Source organism: Leptolyngbya sp. AN02str (assembly GCF_050565595.1).
Taxonomy (GTDB): Bacteria; Cyanobacteriota; Cyanobacteriia; order Elainellales; family Elainellaceae; genus Kaiparowitsia.
The window spans coordinates 62,085-76,832 of sequence record NZ_JBNXVR010000005.1 but is presented as its reverse complement, the minus strand read 5'-3'; the positions used below and the strand labels follow the sequence as shown (position 1 = coordinate 76,832).

Below are 14,748 nucleotides of genomic sequence, written 5' to 3'. Positions count from 1 at the left end.
GAAGTGCCCATTTTTGAGTGCGCGTTGCGCACTCAAAAATGGTCTTTTCTGAGGTTTTCGCACCGCGAAAACCTCAGAAAAGACCTTAAACGAAACTAACGTTAAAAGACCACCCAGATCAGGCATGTAACGCCCAACCTTGCCAAGTTTGCGTAGCCATGGCACCCACAGAGGCCATGAAGAACTTGAATTCAAGAAACCTTGAGAAACAGTCGCCGCTCAAACTCGTTGTGGCATCAGGATTTAGGGTGTATGTTTATCGATGATGAAATGTGCTGCGATCGCGGCTGACCCATCACCAGACCTCATCCTTGGCCCACATGACTTGGTAGGTATCTATGGCTTTTGAATATCCAGATGACCTGAAATACATGGACTCCCATGAGTACGCCCGACTCGATGGTGACATTGCCACCATTGGCATTACGGCGTTTGCGGTTGACCAGCTGGGGGATATTGTATTTCTTGAGCTGCCCGATATTGGCGCAGAACTGGAAAAGGGCGAAACCTTTGGCACCGTCGAATCGGTAAAAGCTGTTGAAGACCTCAAAGCTCCGGTGACGGGCACCGTGGTAGACCGCAACGATCCCCTGCTGGATTCTCCCGAACAATTGGCTGACGATCCCTATGGCGAGGCATGGTTGCTCAAGGTCAAGGTTTCCGATCCCGATGAGTTGGAAGATGCGATGTCTGCCGATGAGTATCAAGCTCAGGTTGAAGGCGAGTAATCCACCCTATCGGTTTGTAGGCATCAACTCGCTTCATCATCAAACTTCATCATCAAGCTTGGCCGTGCGCAGATGGAAATCCTCTCTTCTGCACGCGGTTTTGCTTTTTCGTAGCCACGCTGAACCTACTGGACTCGCTGACACCAGAGCGAACGGGGCTGGTCTCTCCTGGGGTTCCCGGTGCGATCGCCAATCTTTGCTCAGGGGAAAATGCTCTACAGGCTCGTTCTGCGAAGTCGTGTTCATAATAGGGAGAGGGATTTGTCCTCTAGCAAACGGTAGAGATTGCTAGATTTGCCCCAAATCTTTTTTAAACCAAGCTTTCAGCCAACCTATTACCCAAGTTTCATCTATGTCGCCTGAGTCTTCTACGTTTTCGCACGTTGGGTCTAATCGTCCTGTGAGTGAGACATCTCCTGTGTCCCATGGGGCAACGGGCGAGTCTTCCCAGGCAAATGATGGGGCAATCGCCCCCACCGTCACCATTGCCGATTTACAGCCCCCCGATGATTTTGTGCCACGCCACATTGGCCCATCGGCTGCGGATGTAGACGCCATGCTCAAAGTCTTGGGCTATTCCTCCCTCAAAGACTTGATTGACGCGACAGTGCCATCCGCAATTCGGCTGCAGCGATCGCTCAACCTGGGTCCAGGCAAAGATGAGTACACCCTACTGCAAGAACTCAAGGCGATCGCCAGCCAAAATCAGGTTTTTCGCTCGTACATTGGCATGGGCTATGCCAACACCATCACCCCACCCGTAATCCAGCGAAACGTGTTGGAAAATCCCGGTTGGTATACGCAGTACACCCCCTACCAACCCGAAATTTCGCAAGGCCGATTGGAAGCGTTGCTGAACTTTCAAACCATGGTGACCGACCTGACGGGCCTAGAAATTGCCAACGCCTCGCTATTGGATGAAGGCACCGCCGCCGCCGAGGCTATGAGCATGAGCTACGGTCTCCACAAGGGGAAGGCCAACGTATTTTGGGTCTCGGAAGCCTGCCATCCCCAAACCATTGATGTAGTGCGAACCCGAGCGCTGCCGTTAGGCATTGAAGTCGTGGTAGGCGACCATCGCCAGCTAGAGCCCGATGCTTCCATGTTTGGCATTTTGCTGCAATATCCCGCTACGGATGGGGCCATCTATGACTATGCCGAGGTGTGCGATCGCGCCCATGTAGCAGGAGCCCTGGTCACCGTTGCAGCAGATCTGTTAGCGTTAACGCTCTTGAAGCCACCGGGCGAATTTGGAGCCGATATTGTGGTGGGCAATACCCAGCGATTTGGGGTGCCCTTGGGCTACGGTGGCCCCCACGCCGCTTTCTTTGCCACCCGAGATGCCTACAAGCGCCAAATTCCTGGTCGCTTGGTGGGGGTTTCCAAAGATGCCATGGGCAATCCAGCTCTACGGCTAGCGCTGCAAACGCGAGAACAGCACATTCGCCGCGACAAAGCCACCAGCAACATCTGCACGGCTCAAGTGCTGCTGGCTATCATGGCGGGAATGTATGCGGTCTACCATGGCCCGCAGGGATTGCAGCGCATTGCCACCCGCATTCACCAGCTCACCCAAGCCCTCGCCAACGGACTCACCGAGTTAGGCTATGAGCTAGGCCACGAACCCTTCTTCGACACCCTACGGGTTTCGGTTTCCAATGCAACTGAAGTGATGCAACAGGCGATCGCCAACCAGATCAACCTGCGACAACTGAGCGATCGCGCTATTGGCATGACCCTCGACGAAACCACCACCCCAGCAGATGTACGCGACTTAATCGCCCTATTTGGCCCTACCCCCGAAGCGCTATCGGCCAATCCTCATCCAGCAACAGCCACCCTACAACCGTTGCGCCGAACCTCGCCGTTCCTCACCCATCCCGTTTTCAACCGCTACCATTCCGAAACGGAGCTGTTGCGCTATCTATACCGCTTGCAGCAAAAGGATTTGTCCCTGGCTACAGCCATGATTCCCCTGGGTTCTTGCACCATGAAGCTCAACGCCACATCGGAAATGATTCCTGTGACCTGGGCCGAATTTGGGCAAATTCATCCCTTTGCCCCGCTTGACCAAACTCAGGGTTATCAGCACATGTTCCGCCAGTTGGAATCATGGCTCGCAGAGATTACAGGGTTTGCCGCCATTTCCCTCCAGCCCAATGCCGGTTCTCAAGGTGAATATGCGGGCTTGCTGGTGATTCGGGAATATCATCTCCAGCGGGGGGATACACACCGGACGGTGTGCCTCATTCCCGAGTCGGCGCATGGAACCAATCCAGCCAGTGCTGTGATGGCCGGAATGAAGGTGGTGCCTGTGGTGTGCGATCGCGATGGCAATATTGATGTGGCCGATCTACGGGCCAAGGCCGAGAAACACAGCGACAACCTGGCAGCCTTGATGGTCACCTATCCGTCTACCCATGGAGTGTTTGAGGAGGCGATTCAAGAAATTTGTGCGATCGTGCATGAGCACGGCGGCCAAGTGTATATGGATGGCGCAAACCTCAATGCCCAGGTGGGGTTGTGCCGTCCTGGGGACTTGGGCGCGGATGTGTGCCACCTCAACTTGCACAAAACCTTCTGCATTCCCCATGGGGGCGGCGGGCCAGGAATGGGGCCAATTGGCGTGGCAGCACATTTGGTGCCGTTCTTGCCGGGTCATGCCGTGGTGCCGTTGGGCACAGGCCCATCAAACATTGGAGCTATTTCCGCTGCTCCCTGGGGCAGCAGCAGCATTCTGCCCATTTCGTGGATGTATATTGCGCTGATGGGCGCTGAGGGCCTCACCCGCGCAACAGAAGTGGCCATTCTGAACGCCAACTATATTGCCAAGCGGCTGGAAGATGATTTTCCGGTGCTGTACAAGGGGCAAAACGGGCTGGTGGCTCACGAGTGCATTATTGACCTGCGCCCCTTTAAGCGGAGTGTGGGCATTGAAGCAGAGGATGTGGCCAAGCGGCTGATTGACTATGGTTTCCATCCGCCGACGATGTCGTGGCCGGTGGCTGGCACCATTATGGTAGAGCCTACCGAAAGTGAGTCTCTGGCGGAACTAGATCGCTTCTGCGAGGCTATGATCGCCATCCGAGCAGAAATTCGGGAAATAGAAGAGGGTAAAGCTGATCGCCAAAATAATGTGTTGAAGCATGCTCCCCATCCGGCGGCAGTCGTGATTGCGGATGAGTGGGATCGGCCTTACTCACGTCAGCAGGCGGTGTATCCCTCGGACTGGACGCGTGACAACAAGTTTTGGCCTGCGGTGGCTCGGGTTGATAATGCCTATGGCGATCGCAATTTGGTCTGCTCCTGCTTACCCATTGATGCATATCTTGAGGCCGCGCCATAATCGCTAGTTTGGACGGGATGACAGCGCCATAACCCAGAGACCCTCGCTAAGCGAGGGTCTCTGGGTTATGGCGCTTGTTTGCTCCTGTCTGCAATGATGAGACCTTTACTGCGGCAAGCTAGTCGCTGGCTGAGGCTCGATGGCAGTGGGCGCTGGCGGTGGAGCGGGTGCAGCGGCGGGTGCAGCGGGTGCAGGAGGTGCGGCAACCGGGGCAGGGGGCGGGGTTAGTGGCAGCTCTTGACCAAGCTTGGATGGGGCAGGAGGTGCAGCAACAGGGGCTTCTGCAGCATTCGGGGCGATCGCGTCTTCTTCTCCTGTAGGCATGTCATCGGTCGCTATCGGATCGGATAGAACAGGCTCCTCATCGCTCGACTCTGGAGCGGAGTACAGGGGAGCTGCCGTATTGCGATAGAGCGGCACGGGATCGAGCGGTAAGCTCTCATCCACAAACTCCGTGGGAGCTTCTCGCGTTGCCCGCATCCGATGCTGACGATCGTAGTAAATTGGGGCTTCGGAAATAGGAATATAGTCTGCCGTAGAACGGCTTCTGGGGCGGCTTTGCTTCGGCTCCATCTCGGGGCGATCGCGCAGTGAGCCAGACCGACTAGGCCAGCCTTCGATCGGCGGAAACGCTTGCTCGTTGGTTAACAGCGGCCCAAGGATTGGCACCCCGTCCGATGCCGCCTCTCCGTGGCGCAAATGCCACCCAATCGCCGCACCCGCCCCACCCGTGACGGCCGCGGTTAGCACCAACCCTAGGGGAATCGCCAAGCGCTGCACCATGCTGGGCCGAGGGCTAACTGTTACCCGAATGGATGAATGGGGAGCCGCCTCCGCGGCAGCTCGGGCGGCAGCAAACTGGCGATCGATATCGATCTGTTCTCGGGTCGGTTGCACGGTGGTCGGAGTCGTGGTGGGAGTGGCGATCGCATCTGGCGCAGGCTCCGATGTGGCTGCTACAGATGGAGTCGTCAGCCCTGGTTCGGGCGCTTCTGCAGGGGAAGGTGGGGCGATCGCCAATTCTGGCTCGGTGGCTGGCTGGCTGGCCTGATGCGCATCCACCACGGGACTCTCGTCAGTTTCCGATGAAAGAGGGCTGGGAGCGGGGAGCGCTTCGATAGCCTTAACCACCTCTAGTGATGGCAACCAATCTTTCACACTCGGAATCGGGCGATCGCGCTCATACTCAAACACAACGATGGGCAAACCCTGCTCCACAAAGCTATCCAGCACGGTGGGAAAGTCGGATGAGGGATGATGTATGCGATCGCGCGCAGTCGCCAAAAACTCTTGTTGCAGCGGGTTGAATTTCTCCGCCTCATCCCCATCGGTTGGGGTCGCGTCGGCACCCACCGCATTCAACACCTGTAGCGCGACAGGCTGATCGGACTCTTGCTGTGTGGCCCGATACGTCGTGCAGTAGTCGTCAACAAATAGTGTTTCTTCAAGGGTGTATCGCCCTGCTTGCAAAGAAGACCCCAGTGTTAACGCCATAGTTGCGGCTGCTCAAAAACGTAAGAACAAATTTCAACCTATGCTAGCGCGATTATGGAAACGATGGAAAAAGCCCAGAGTGAGAGATGCAATTCTGAGTTGAGCTTCAAACCTCAGAGTTGATGTCCTCATAACGCAAACTCTCGGCTTTGGAAACCCGAAAACATGGGGCACGGGAGATTGCCAGGTTTGCTTTCAATAGAACTTGCGCCCTAATGTTGTGGGTGGGGGCTGGCGTCAGTCCGAATCATTCAGGCCGGAGGTTCATTGGGTGGCCCAAACCGCGCTGTCAAAAATGCTTCTGCCTCCTGGCGCGATCGCACCTCTCCATCCAGGGTGGCGTTGAGTACGGCATCGAGCATTGGCTTGAACTGCTTGCCAGGTTTGTATCCCAGTTGCTTGAGATCGTTGCCATTCAGCAGAGGAGACACTTGAGACCACTCGATCATGTACTTCCAAATGAGGCGGCGCTGAGGGCGAGAACTGCGCACACCCACCAGCACCAACGTTGGCACATCGTAGGCGTTCAGGGTTTGGGTCACGTGGCTGGGGCGATCGCTCTGGGCCAAGTGGGTCGCAATATTCGCCTCCGTTTGAGCTAACTGGCTCAATCGGGTGATGCTATCTGCGGCAAGCTGTAATCCTTCCGCCACGGCACCGCGCACCTCGGCTGCCAAGTGAGCAATCACCAACTCCAGTAACACCTGCCAATGTTCTAATGCAGGAGCCGCTTCAGGTTGGGAGAAGCGCTTCAACCCACGATCGACCAGCTGCATCTGTCGCCACAGCCTCGCATCCAGTTCCAACGTGGGATGAAGACAGGTGAGCGCACCCAAATCATCCAACCGACGCATGGCTCGCCGCCAGTAGGGCGCTTCCAAAATGTACTTGAGTTCTCGCTTGAGCCGCGTTTGCAACGCTGGCGCACGGGTTCCCTCTTGGTGAGCCCGCAGGTAAACTCCGCTGGCGATCGCATGGCGAATATAGTTTTCGGTTTGGGGTTCAATCGTGAAGCCCAGTCGCACCGCGAACCGTACCGCCCGGTAAATGCGCGTTGGGTCTTCAATAAAGCTGTTGGTATGCAGCACCCGAATGTGCCGCTGCTGCAAATCCAGCAAGCCTCCAAAAAAGTCGAGCAGTTCTCCCTGGCGCGGCGGCGTCAGTCGAATGGCCAGGGCGTTGATGGTAAAGTCGCGACGGTACAGGTCTTGCCGAATGGAGCTAGCTTCGACTTCGGGATTGGCCGCCGGGTAAGGATAAAACTCCGTTCGCGCCGTTGCAATATCCACCCACAGGGAATCGAGTACAGGATCGTGATGCCACAGCAGAGCCGCCGTTTGAAACCGACCATGCACCTGCAACCGAGTCGCCGGATAAGCATCCTGAAGGGCGCGAGCCAGCTCAACCCCAGCCGCCTGATCTGCCGATTGATGAAACCCATCCACCACGAGATCAATATCGGGAATGAGCAAGGCTGGAGTGCCGTGGGAGTTGGCGATCGCTCCGTTGCCCCGTCCATCTGCCAGCAGCAGATCCCGCACAGAGCCGCCCACCATATAGAGCTGCCAGCCCCGCTCCTGAGCCAACTCTGCCGCCCGCATCAGCACGTGCCACAGGTGAGCATCCAGGCGATCGCTCAACATATCCCATACGGCATCGGGCATTGGGCAATAGCGCTGGCGCTTCAGGCTGGCATCGGGGTCGCGCTCAATCTGCTGCTGGTGCAACTGCCGCAGCACGTCAGTTCGGGTCACAATGCCCACCAAATCGTGCCCATCCAGCACGGGCAACCGTCCGATATCGTAGGTCACCATTAGGTCTTCAATTTCAGGCAGGGTGGTATCAGGCGTAATCGTTTGCAAATTGGTGGTCATGTACCCCTTTACAGGCGCATGGCTAAAGCCATGGTGCAAGGCAATATCCAGGTCTCGCCGCGAAATAATGCCCACAAGCTGATCTTGCTCATCCACCACCGATAGCCCCGAATGCCCATAACGCAACAAAATGCGCTGCGCCTCGGCAATGGTAATGTTGGGCCGAACGGTGCGCACCGGAGACGACATCAGCTCCCGCGCTGTAGGTGGATGGGGAATTTGGCTGCGCAACTGCTTAAGGAGCTGAGTCATCACCTCACCCGGATTGCGCGATCGCACGGTCAATGCCGCCGCTTTGGGATGTCCACCTCCACCCATCGGCGCAAACAATTGGCTCAGGTTCACCGCATCGGCTAGGGCTGCTCCTTGCGATCGCCCAATCACCGTCACCCGCTCCTCGCCCTGCTCCGATCGGCCATAGCGCGCAGCCAGCAGCAGCACATCGCACTCGGTCAGCGTTGCCAACTGGCTGGTCAAGCTCGATAGCCCCGGTACATATTCCGGCACCTTCAGCATGACCCAGCCCAGGGTATATCCCTGAATCGTTTCGGTATGGAGCGTATCCAGCGCTTCGGTGAGCAAGTCTTGCAGTTGGGGAGAGAGGCCAGGTTCTACATAGTCGGCGATCGCCCGTACATTGGCCCCCTGTTCCATCAGCCAGGTCAGCGCTGCCGCATCCCGCACCGTTGTATGGTCATAGGTAAGAGACCCCGTATCCACATGAATCCCCAACGCCATCACCGTCGCCTCCATTGGATTCAGCGTGAGCCCTTGCTGTCGCACCTGCTCCACAATCAGCGTGGTTGTGGCTCCCACAGGCTCAACCTGATGCCGCTGCGCGCCCAAGTCGCCTCCATTTTCGAGATGATGGTCATAGGCAAAAACGTCTACATGGGGCAAATCTAGCCACTCTGCAGCTTTACCCAGGCGATCGCGCCATTGAGTATCTACAACATAGATCGTTCGAATGCGATCGGAATTGACAGCCCGCCGCTCAATCAGGGCATACTCATCCCGATGCAGCGCCAAAAAAGAACGCACCGCCGGATGCGCCCCACCCGCCAATACAATTCGGGCTCCCGGATGCAACCGCGTCAACCCTACCGCTGCGCCCAGCGTATCGAAATCGGCAGTGGTGTGGCAAAGGATGAGATCCATGAGAAGGGGCTAGGAACTAGGGACTATGGATTAGGGGCTAGGGAGGAGTCAGGGACTAAAGGCGAGGAGTTCGGAACAGATGGAAAGCACGTCAGAGCACGTCAGCAACTGAGGCACAAGCAGTTTGGAGTGAGTTTGAGGTAAGAGTGAGCAGCCAAATCATCTGTATTAGCAAGTAATTGACAGATATTTGAAATCGGTATGCCGACCGCCAACCTAGCCCCAAAATCCTAGCCCCTAGCCCCTAAATCCTAGCCCCTCTCTAAACACGTCTTGTCTCAATCTTGTCAGAGAACATCCCGCGTGGGGTCGATTTCTGATAGCTTAACTACTGGGGCTTTTTATTAAAAAAATCTTGATGTAATCCATTTAGATTAAAGACGCCCTTTGCTTCGTTGGGAGGAAAGTAATGACCATTCTGTTCCAGATTGCGCTTGCCGCTTTGGTGCTCATGTCGTTTGCCATGGTGATTGGAGTTCCAGTTGCCTACGCCTCTCCTCAGAATTGGGATCAATCTAAGCGCCTAATTCTGCTGGGTTCGCTGGCTTGGGTAGGTTTGGTGATTCTGGTTGGAGCACTAAACTACCTAGTTGTTTAACTGATTAAAATGTTGTCGCCCAGATCGTTGCTATCAACGTGGGCGATTTTTTGTGACGGCGCATATGTAGCGCCCATTTTCGCATTTCTGGATTAACGTTCAAAACGGTAATGAGAGGCAACGTGCATGGCAGTGTTTGAGGGAAGCTTTGTTGCGGCAGAACCGTTGCGGTTTGCCATTGTCATTGGCCGATTCAATGACCTAGTAACGGGCAAACTGTTGGAAGGCTGTCAGGATTGCTTGAAGCGGCACGGCATTGACCCCGATCCCCAAGGTTCGCAGGTCGATTACGCCTGGGTTCCTGGCAGTTTTGAAATTCCCATGGTGGCGCGGCAATTGGCCCTATCGGGACGCTACGACGCCATCATTTGCTTAGGGGCTGTGATCAAGGGGCAAACTCCTCACTTTGACTATGTGGCAGGCGAGGTATCCAAGGGTATTGCTTCTACTCAGCTGCAAACTGGGGTTCCCGTTGTTTTTGGAGTGCTGACGACCGATACGCTACAGCAAGCGCTAGAGCGGGCAGGCATTAAGAGCAATAAGGGCTGGGAATTTGCCATGAGTGCCATTGAGATGGGTAGCCTCATGCGCCAAATCTATGCAGCCAGCCCCAAGGGGCGAGAAGGGGCGATCGCGGCTGCCAGCAATCCTGCCCTCATGCCTTCGTTGAAAAGTGCCGCTGCCGACACTGCCGACTAGCCTCATCCTAGACACCTCTTTTCAGCCCATCGTGCCAGTTCTCACCTTTTCCTGAACAAATGGGCTGAAAAGTATTGACAGAGGCAGATAACTTTGGCATTCTAGTTAATGCGCTAAATGCAAAACAGAAGCGCAAGTGATGCGGGTATAGCTCAGTGGTAGAGCGTCACCTTGCCAAGGTGAATGTCGCGCGTTCGAATCGCGTTACCCGCTTTCAGATTAACCGCTTTCAATGTGAAATCGCCTTGAAAGCAGTTGCTGAGCGGTTGGCTAGAGAGCCAAAATGATGCGGGTATAGCTCAGTGGTAGAGCGTCACCTTGCCAAGGTGAATGTCGCGCGTTCGAATCGCGTTACCCGCTTTTGAGCAGTCTATCTCTCAGGCTTGATCACTTAAGTTTCGGTCAGGCTCGGCTTGCACTGAAAATGACGTTGCCTGAATTCATGGGTTTAGGGAAAAGATTCAGTTCAGGCTGCTCGTTTGGGGTGCAATTTCTTCGCGCACTTACATGAAACCGATTGTGTACAGCCATCGTTCATGGTGGAGAGTCAGTTTTGAGTAGGACCGTGTTCTCTGACTCTGGTTGGATTTTCCAAGCAAGACTCTTGCGTTTTGTATAAAGTATCGATAGGAAACCCTGAGAAGGATAGCGCCTCAGAAGGGGAATGGTAGAATCGGACTGGTTTCTTCCCCAAACGTTCAAATAAATCCCAGGTTTTTGCCTCCTCACTTCTTAACATTCTCATCGTTGTGCAAACCCAAAAGCCCCAAAAAATTGACCTTGGTGACGAATATCCCTGCCCATGTCGGCGGCGTGGGCGGTTAGTTCCGATCGCGTTGACTGAGGCATTTGGGTGCGATCGATGTCAGCAAATCTTTGTCGTGCAAGACAGCGGTCACTCCATTGAGCAGCTATCTACCAACTATCCTTACAAGCGGGTATGGCGATGGACAGGGCATCAGTGGGTTTCTGTGAATCCCAACCTGAGCCGAGGCTACATTCCACTAACGCTGCTCATCATCTTTGGGTTGGTGTTTTTACTGCTGGTGACCACGTTGCAGTCGCCCCTAAGCTCAAGTGTAACTTTTCGGGTGATTGCAGCGCTGGCTCTGTCTATGATGCTAGTTTTTATGCTTTGGTTGGCTTGTAGACGTTCGTGATTGGTAATCCTTCCTTGAATTCTGTTCCTGACTGGATTGAGGTTTTGCGCTGCGCCCATCGAGCATCGCTCGACCTGGCCGTCATTGAAGGGACTGAGCGTAGTGCTGCGCTGCAAATGATGGCGAAGGCACTAAAGGAAGATCGCGACAAAATTTTGGAAGCCAACACGATGGATCTGGAAACTGGGCGCGAAATGGCCCTGCCAGATTTGGTGCTGGATTGGCTGAAGCTAACTCCAGAACGGCTTAACAGTGCCATTCAAATTTTGCAGCGGTTGTCTGAATTAACCGATCCAGTGCAGCAGTTACTCAATACTCCGTTTCAGGTTGAGAATGCGCATACGTATTGTCAACTGATGCCGTTGGGAGTGATTGCGCTCGTCTATGAGGCGTTTCCTGAGTTGGGGGCGATCGCGGCGGGGCTTTGCATTCGTACGGGCAACAGTTTGGTGCTGCGGGGCAGCAGTGAGGCGAGCCATTCCAACCAGGCGATCGCAGAATCACTGCAGTTTGCGCTGGAAGAAGCGGGGATGCCCTTGGGCTGTGTGGGGATGATTCCCCCGGATCAAGGGGATCTGGTGCAACCGTTGATTACGCAAGAGCAGTACATCAATTTGGTGATTCCCTATGGGCGCACGAGTTTGGTGAAGCAGGTTGTGCGGCAAGCAACGGTTCCCGTGTTGAAAACGGCCATTGGAAACTGCTATTTATATTGGTCGCCATCGGGCAGTTTGGAGACTGCTCGATGGATGGTTTTGGACAGCTATGAAGGTGAGCCCGATCCGGTAAATGCGATCGAAAAAGTTTTGGTACATCGCAATCAGGATCTGACGACTTTGCAGGGATTGTGGCGATCGCTTCGAGAGGCAAAATTCCAAATTCGGGGAGATGAGGCATTGGTTTCTGAATTTCCTGACCTCATCCTGGCCGAAGATACTCAATGGTCTCGAGCTTCCCTCGATCGCACTATTTTATTTAAAGTAGTGGATGATTTGGATGAGGCAATCCTGTGGATTAATGCCTACAGCAGCGGACACGCCGACTGCTTAGCGACCGAGTCCTATACCGAAAGCTACGAATTTGCCCGGCGCATCAATAGCGCAGTCACGTACATCAACACATCGCCTCGATTTCATCGCAACCCCGCACGAGGAATGCCCATTTCGCTTGGTATGTCCAATCAAAAGGGGCAACGACGCGGCATTATCTCGCTTGAAAGCCTAACCACGGTCAAACATGTAGTTCAGGGAAATCGCAGGTAAAAGCCTATGAGCGAAGTTCCCACCTGATTTTCCCCTCAGCAAGTACAGGCTCCAACAGGCTTGCCACGCAAATTAAAAGAGCCCTCAGCAATGCTAAAGGCTCTTTTCTAGCAATTATGGCGGTTCACGGGCAGTCGCGATCGCCATCTAACCCAGATATTACACAGGTTCTGCAACCTTGTGGTTGAGCCCCTGCACTCGCTCAAGGTAGCTATGCAGTTCTGCCCCTTCAATCACCTCGCGATCCAGCAGCTTGGTCGATAGCTCCTCCAAAATGTCGCGATTTTGAGCGAGGATATCTAGCGCTTTTTGATGCGCCGTCTCCACAATGCCTTTGACCTCGCGGTCGATAGCTTCGGCGGTTTGCTCGCTCACCATGCGACGGGGATTGCCCATCTCGCCACCCAGGAAATTGTTGGACTGCCCTTGCTGATAGGCCAAGGGACCTAACACCTTGCTCATGCCGTAGGTCGTTACCATGCGCTCAGCCAGGTCGGTGGCGCGTTGCAGGTCGTTTGCGGCTCCAGTGGTAATGCTGCCAAACACAATTTCCTCTGCCGATCGCCCTCCCAACAAGGTTGCAATTTGACCCTCTAGCTCAGTTTCGCTGAGCAAGAAGCGATCTTCGGTTGGCAGTTGCAGGGTATAGCCCAGTGCCGCCATACCGCGCGGAACAATCGAGATTTTCTCAACCTTGTTGGTGCCGGATAGGAGCGCACCCACCATGGCATGACCGACTTCGTGGTAAGCCACAATCTTTTTCTCTTTTTCGTTGAGCACGCGGCTCTTCTTCTCCAGACCAGCCACAACTCGCTCAATGGCTTCGGCAAAGTCTTCTTGGGCAACTGCTTGGCGATTGTTACGAGCAGCCAATAGGGCCGCTTCGTTGACTAGGTTAGCCAGATCGGCTCCGGCAAAGCCTGGAGTGCGGGTAGCGATCGCCCTTAGATCAACATTCTCGCCCAGTTTGACCGATTTCGCATGAATTTCCAGAATGGCCAATCGACCAGCCAAATCAGGGCGATCGACCAACACTTGGCGATCAAAACGACCAGGACGCAGCAAGGCCGGGTCAAGCGTTTCGGGACGGTTGGTTGCCGCCAGCACAATCACCGTTTGTTCCCCCGCGTTAAAGCCATCCATTTCGGTGAGCAGCTGGTTCAGGGTTTGTTCGCGCTCGTCGTTCCCACCGTAGAAGCCATTGCTGGCGCGAGACTTACCAATTGCATCCAATTCATCGATAAAGATGATGCAGGGAGACTGTTTTTTTGCCTGCTCAAACAGGTCTCGTACACGAGAGGAACCGACCCCCACAAACAGCTCCACAAACTCGGAACCCGAAATGCTAAAGAAGGGAACCCCAGCCTCGCCCGCCACCGCGCGCGCCATTAGGGTTTTACCCGTTCCTGGAGGGCCAACGAGCAGCACTCCTTTGGGAATGCGCGCCCCAAGTTGGGTAAATTTCTTGGGATTTTTCAAAAACTCAACGATTTCGACCAGTTCGGTCTTGGCTTCTTCAACACCTGCTACATCGGTAAACGTGACCCGACCGCCATCCTCATCCGAGTAGACCTTGGCTTTGCTTTTACCAATCGACAGGGCTTGGGGGCCACCGCCGCCACGAGCCAAAAAGAATTGCCAAATGCCCACAAAGATTAACGGCGGAATCACCCATCCCAACAGGCTGGTAAACCAGTTGCCGCGAGCAGGGGGAATGGCAGCAAACTCAACCCCTTTTTCCTGAAGCAGGTTGGGCAAGTTCAGGTCAAAAATGGGGGTTGTGGAAAAGACTTCACCAGGCTCTCCGTTTTCATCTTTCAACTGATACTGAATTTGGTCTTGCCCAATGGAAGCCCGAGCCACGTCGCCCTCGGTTACTTCGTGAATAAATAGACTGTAGGGAACCCGGGGAACCGATGGCCCAAACAGACTCGGAAATACCAAGCTAATAATTAAATAAGCACTTGAGAGCAGCAACAAAACCGTGCCAAAGAGGCGCGATCGCGGCGGTCTTGGTTGTTTTTTTACTGGCATTTGGGAATGCTCCTCAGAAATAGAACCCGTGGCCTGCAAGGAAAGAGAGCGCGATCGCGATCGGGTACTTGTGGTTGCACTTGGCTATATCGAACCAGGACAACACCGCAGCAACTTGACCCAGCGCCGAGTGGGAAACGTGACGCCCGCAATCTACTCTCGAAGCCCAACAATCTCAGAACTTACGCAAGTCCACTCAATTCATCCACGAATAATCTACTGAACCAACAGTAGCTGCGTGCGGGTGGGCGTCGTATTCCACCCCCAGCACCCATGCGTAAGCTCCAAATCTGTAGTACAGACATCCTTGTTACTTATCTTAAAACTTTGCAGGGGTGGAGCTGGCTCCTTCTCAGGGCTGGAAATCCGAACCTCATCCCCCCTTGGTTTTAGGA

Annotated in this window: 9 protein-coding genes and 2 tRNA genes; 8 read left to right on the top strand and 3 right to left on the bottom strand. The window is 54.6% G+C overall.

Annotated elements, in window-relative coordinates; genetic code table 11:
• The first annotated feature begins 338 nt into the window (after window positions 1–338).
• Window positions 339–728 carry a glycine cleavage system protein GcvH gene (gene gcvH, locus ACQ4M4_RS05395; protein WP_430683446.1) on the top strand — a complete coding sequence of 130 codons (390 nt, stop codon included), beginning with the start codon at window positions 339–341 and terminating at the stop codon, window positions 726–728.
• Window positions 729–1,080: 352 nt separating this feature from the next.
• Window positions 1,081–4,074, top strand: a complete 2,994-nt coding sequence (gcvP, locus tag ACQ4M4_RS05390) for an aminomethyl-transferring glycine dehydrogenase (protein ID WP_430683445.1) — start codon at window positions 1,081–1,083, stop codon at window positions 4,072–4,074.
• Window positions 4,075–4,179: 105 nt separating this feature from the next.
• Here the strand turns inward: gcvP and ACQ4M4_RS05385 are convergent, their stop codons facing one another.
• Entirely contained in the window at window positions 4,180–5,568 is a 1,389-nt protein-coding gene (locus tag ACQ4M4_RS05385) for a hypothetical protein (RefSeq protein ID WP_430683444.1), read from the bottom strand.
• A gap of 251 nt (window positions 5,569–5,819) precedes the next feature.
• Window positions 5,820–8,600 carry a CBS domain-containing protein gene (locus ACQ4M4_RS05380; protein WP_430683443.1) on the bottom strand — a complete coding sequence of 927 codons (2,781 nt, stop codon included), beginning with the start codon at window positions 8,598–8,600 and terminating at the stop codon, window positions 5,820–5,822.
• Window positions 8,601–9,009: 409 nt separating this feature from the next.
• Between ACQ4M4_RS05380 and psbZ the strand changes: the two genes are divergently transcribed.
• The 6 genes from psbZ (at window position 9,010) to ACQ4M4_RS05350 (ending at window position 12,319) form a co-directional block, all read left to right on the top strand.
• The gene (gene psbZ, locus ACQ4M4_RS05375) at window positions 9,010–9,198 is read left to right on the top strand and encodes a photosystem II reaction center protein PsbZ (RefSeq protein WP_430683442.1); all 189 of its coding nucleotides are present in this window, start codon (window positions 9,010–9,012) and stop codon (window positions 9,196–9,198) included.
• 126 nt (window positions 9,199–9,324) lie between these two features.
• Complete coding sequence (ribH, locus tag ACQ4M4_RS05370) at window positions 9,325–9,897, top strand: 6,7-dimethyl-8-ribityllumazine synthase (protein WP_430683441.1); 573 nt, start codon at window positions 9,325–9,327, stop codon at window positions 9,895–9,897.
• Between the two features lie 141 nt (window positions 9,898–10,038).
• Window positions 10,039–10,110: transfer RNA gene (locus ACQ4M4_RS05365), tRNA-Gly, on the top strand.
• Between the two features lie 75 nt (window positions 10,111–10,185).
• A tRNA-Gly gene (locus tag ACQ4M4_RS05360) sits at window positions 10,186–10,257 on the top strand.
• A 389-nt stretch (window positions 10,258–10,646) separates the two neighbouring features.
• Window positions 10,647–11,057 carry a hypothetical protein gene (locus ACQ4M4_RS05355; protein ID WP_430683440.1) on the top strand — a complete coding sequence of 137 codons (411 nt, stop codon included), beginning with the start codon at window positions 10,647–10,649 and terminating at the stop codon, window positions 11,055–11,057.
• Between the two features lie 14 nt (window positions 11,058–11,071).
• On the top strand, window positions 11,072–12,319 hold the full coding sequence (locus tag ACQ4M4_RS05350; RefSeq protein WP_430683439.1) for a glutamate-5-semialdehyde dehydrogenase: 1,248 nt from the start codon (window positions 11,072–11,074) through the stop codon (window positions 12,317–12,319).
• Between the two features lie 159 nt (window positions 12,320–12,478).
• On the opposite strand, the gene ftsH is transcribed toward ACQ4M4_RS05350, so the two are convergent.
• A complete protein-coding gene (ftsH, locus tag ACQ4M4_RS05345) occupies window positions 12,479–14,353 on the bottom strand; it encodes an ATP-dependent zinc metalloprotease FtsH (protein WP_430683438.1) in 1,875 nt (624 codons plus the stop codon).
• Window positions 14,354–14,748 lie beyond the last annotated feature (395 nt).

Coding starts and splice junctions, on each gene's coding strand:
- ACQ4M4_RS05385 (WP_430683444.1), bottom strand. CDS start 5,568: ATGGCGTTAACACTGGGGTCTTCTTTGCAAGCAGGGCGATACACCCTT.
- ftsH (WP_430683438.1), bottom strand. CDS start 14,353: ATGCCAGTAAAAAAACAACCAAGACCGCCGCGATCGCGCCTCTTTGGC.
- gcvP (WP_430683445.1), top strand. CDS start 1,081: ATGTCGCCTGAGTCTTCTACGTTTTCGCACGTTGGGTCTAATCGTCCT.
- gcvH (WP_430683446.1), top strand. CDS start 339: ATGGCTTTTGAATATCCAGATGACCTGAAATACATGGACTCCCATGAG.
- ACQ4M4_RS05380 (WP_430683443.1), bottom strand. CDS start 8,600: ATGGATCTCATCCTTTGCCACACCACTGCCGATTTCGATACGCTGGGC.
- ribH (WP_430683441.1), top strand. CDS start 9,325: ATGGCAGTGTTTGAGGGAAGCTTTGTTGCGGCAGAACCGTTGCGGTTT.
- psbZ (WP_430683442.1), top strand. CDS start 9,010: ATGACCATTCTGTTCCAGATTGCGCTTGCCGCTTTGGTGCTCATGTCG.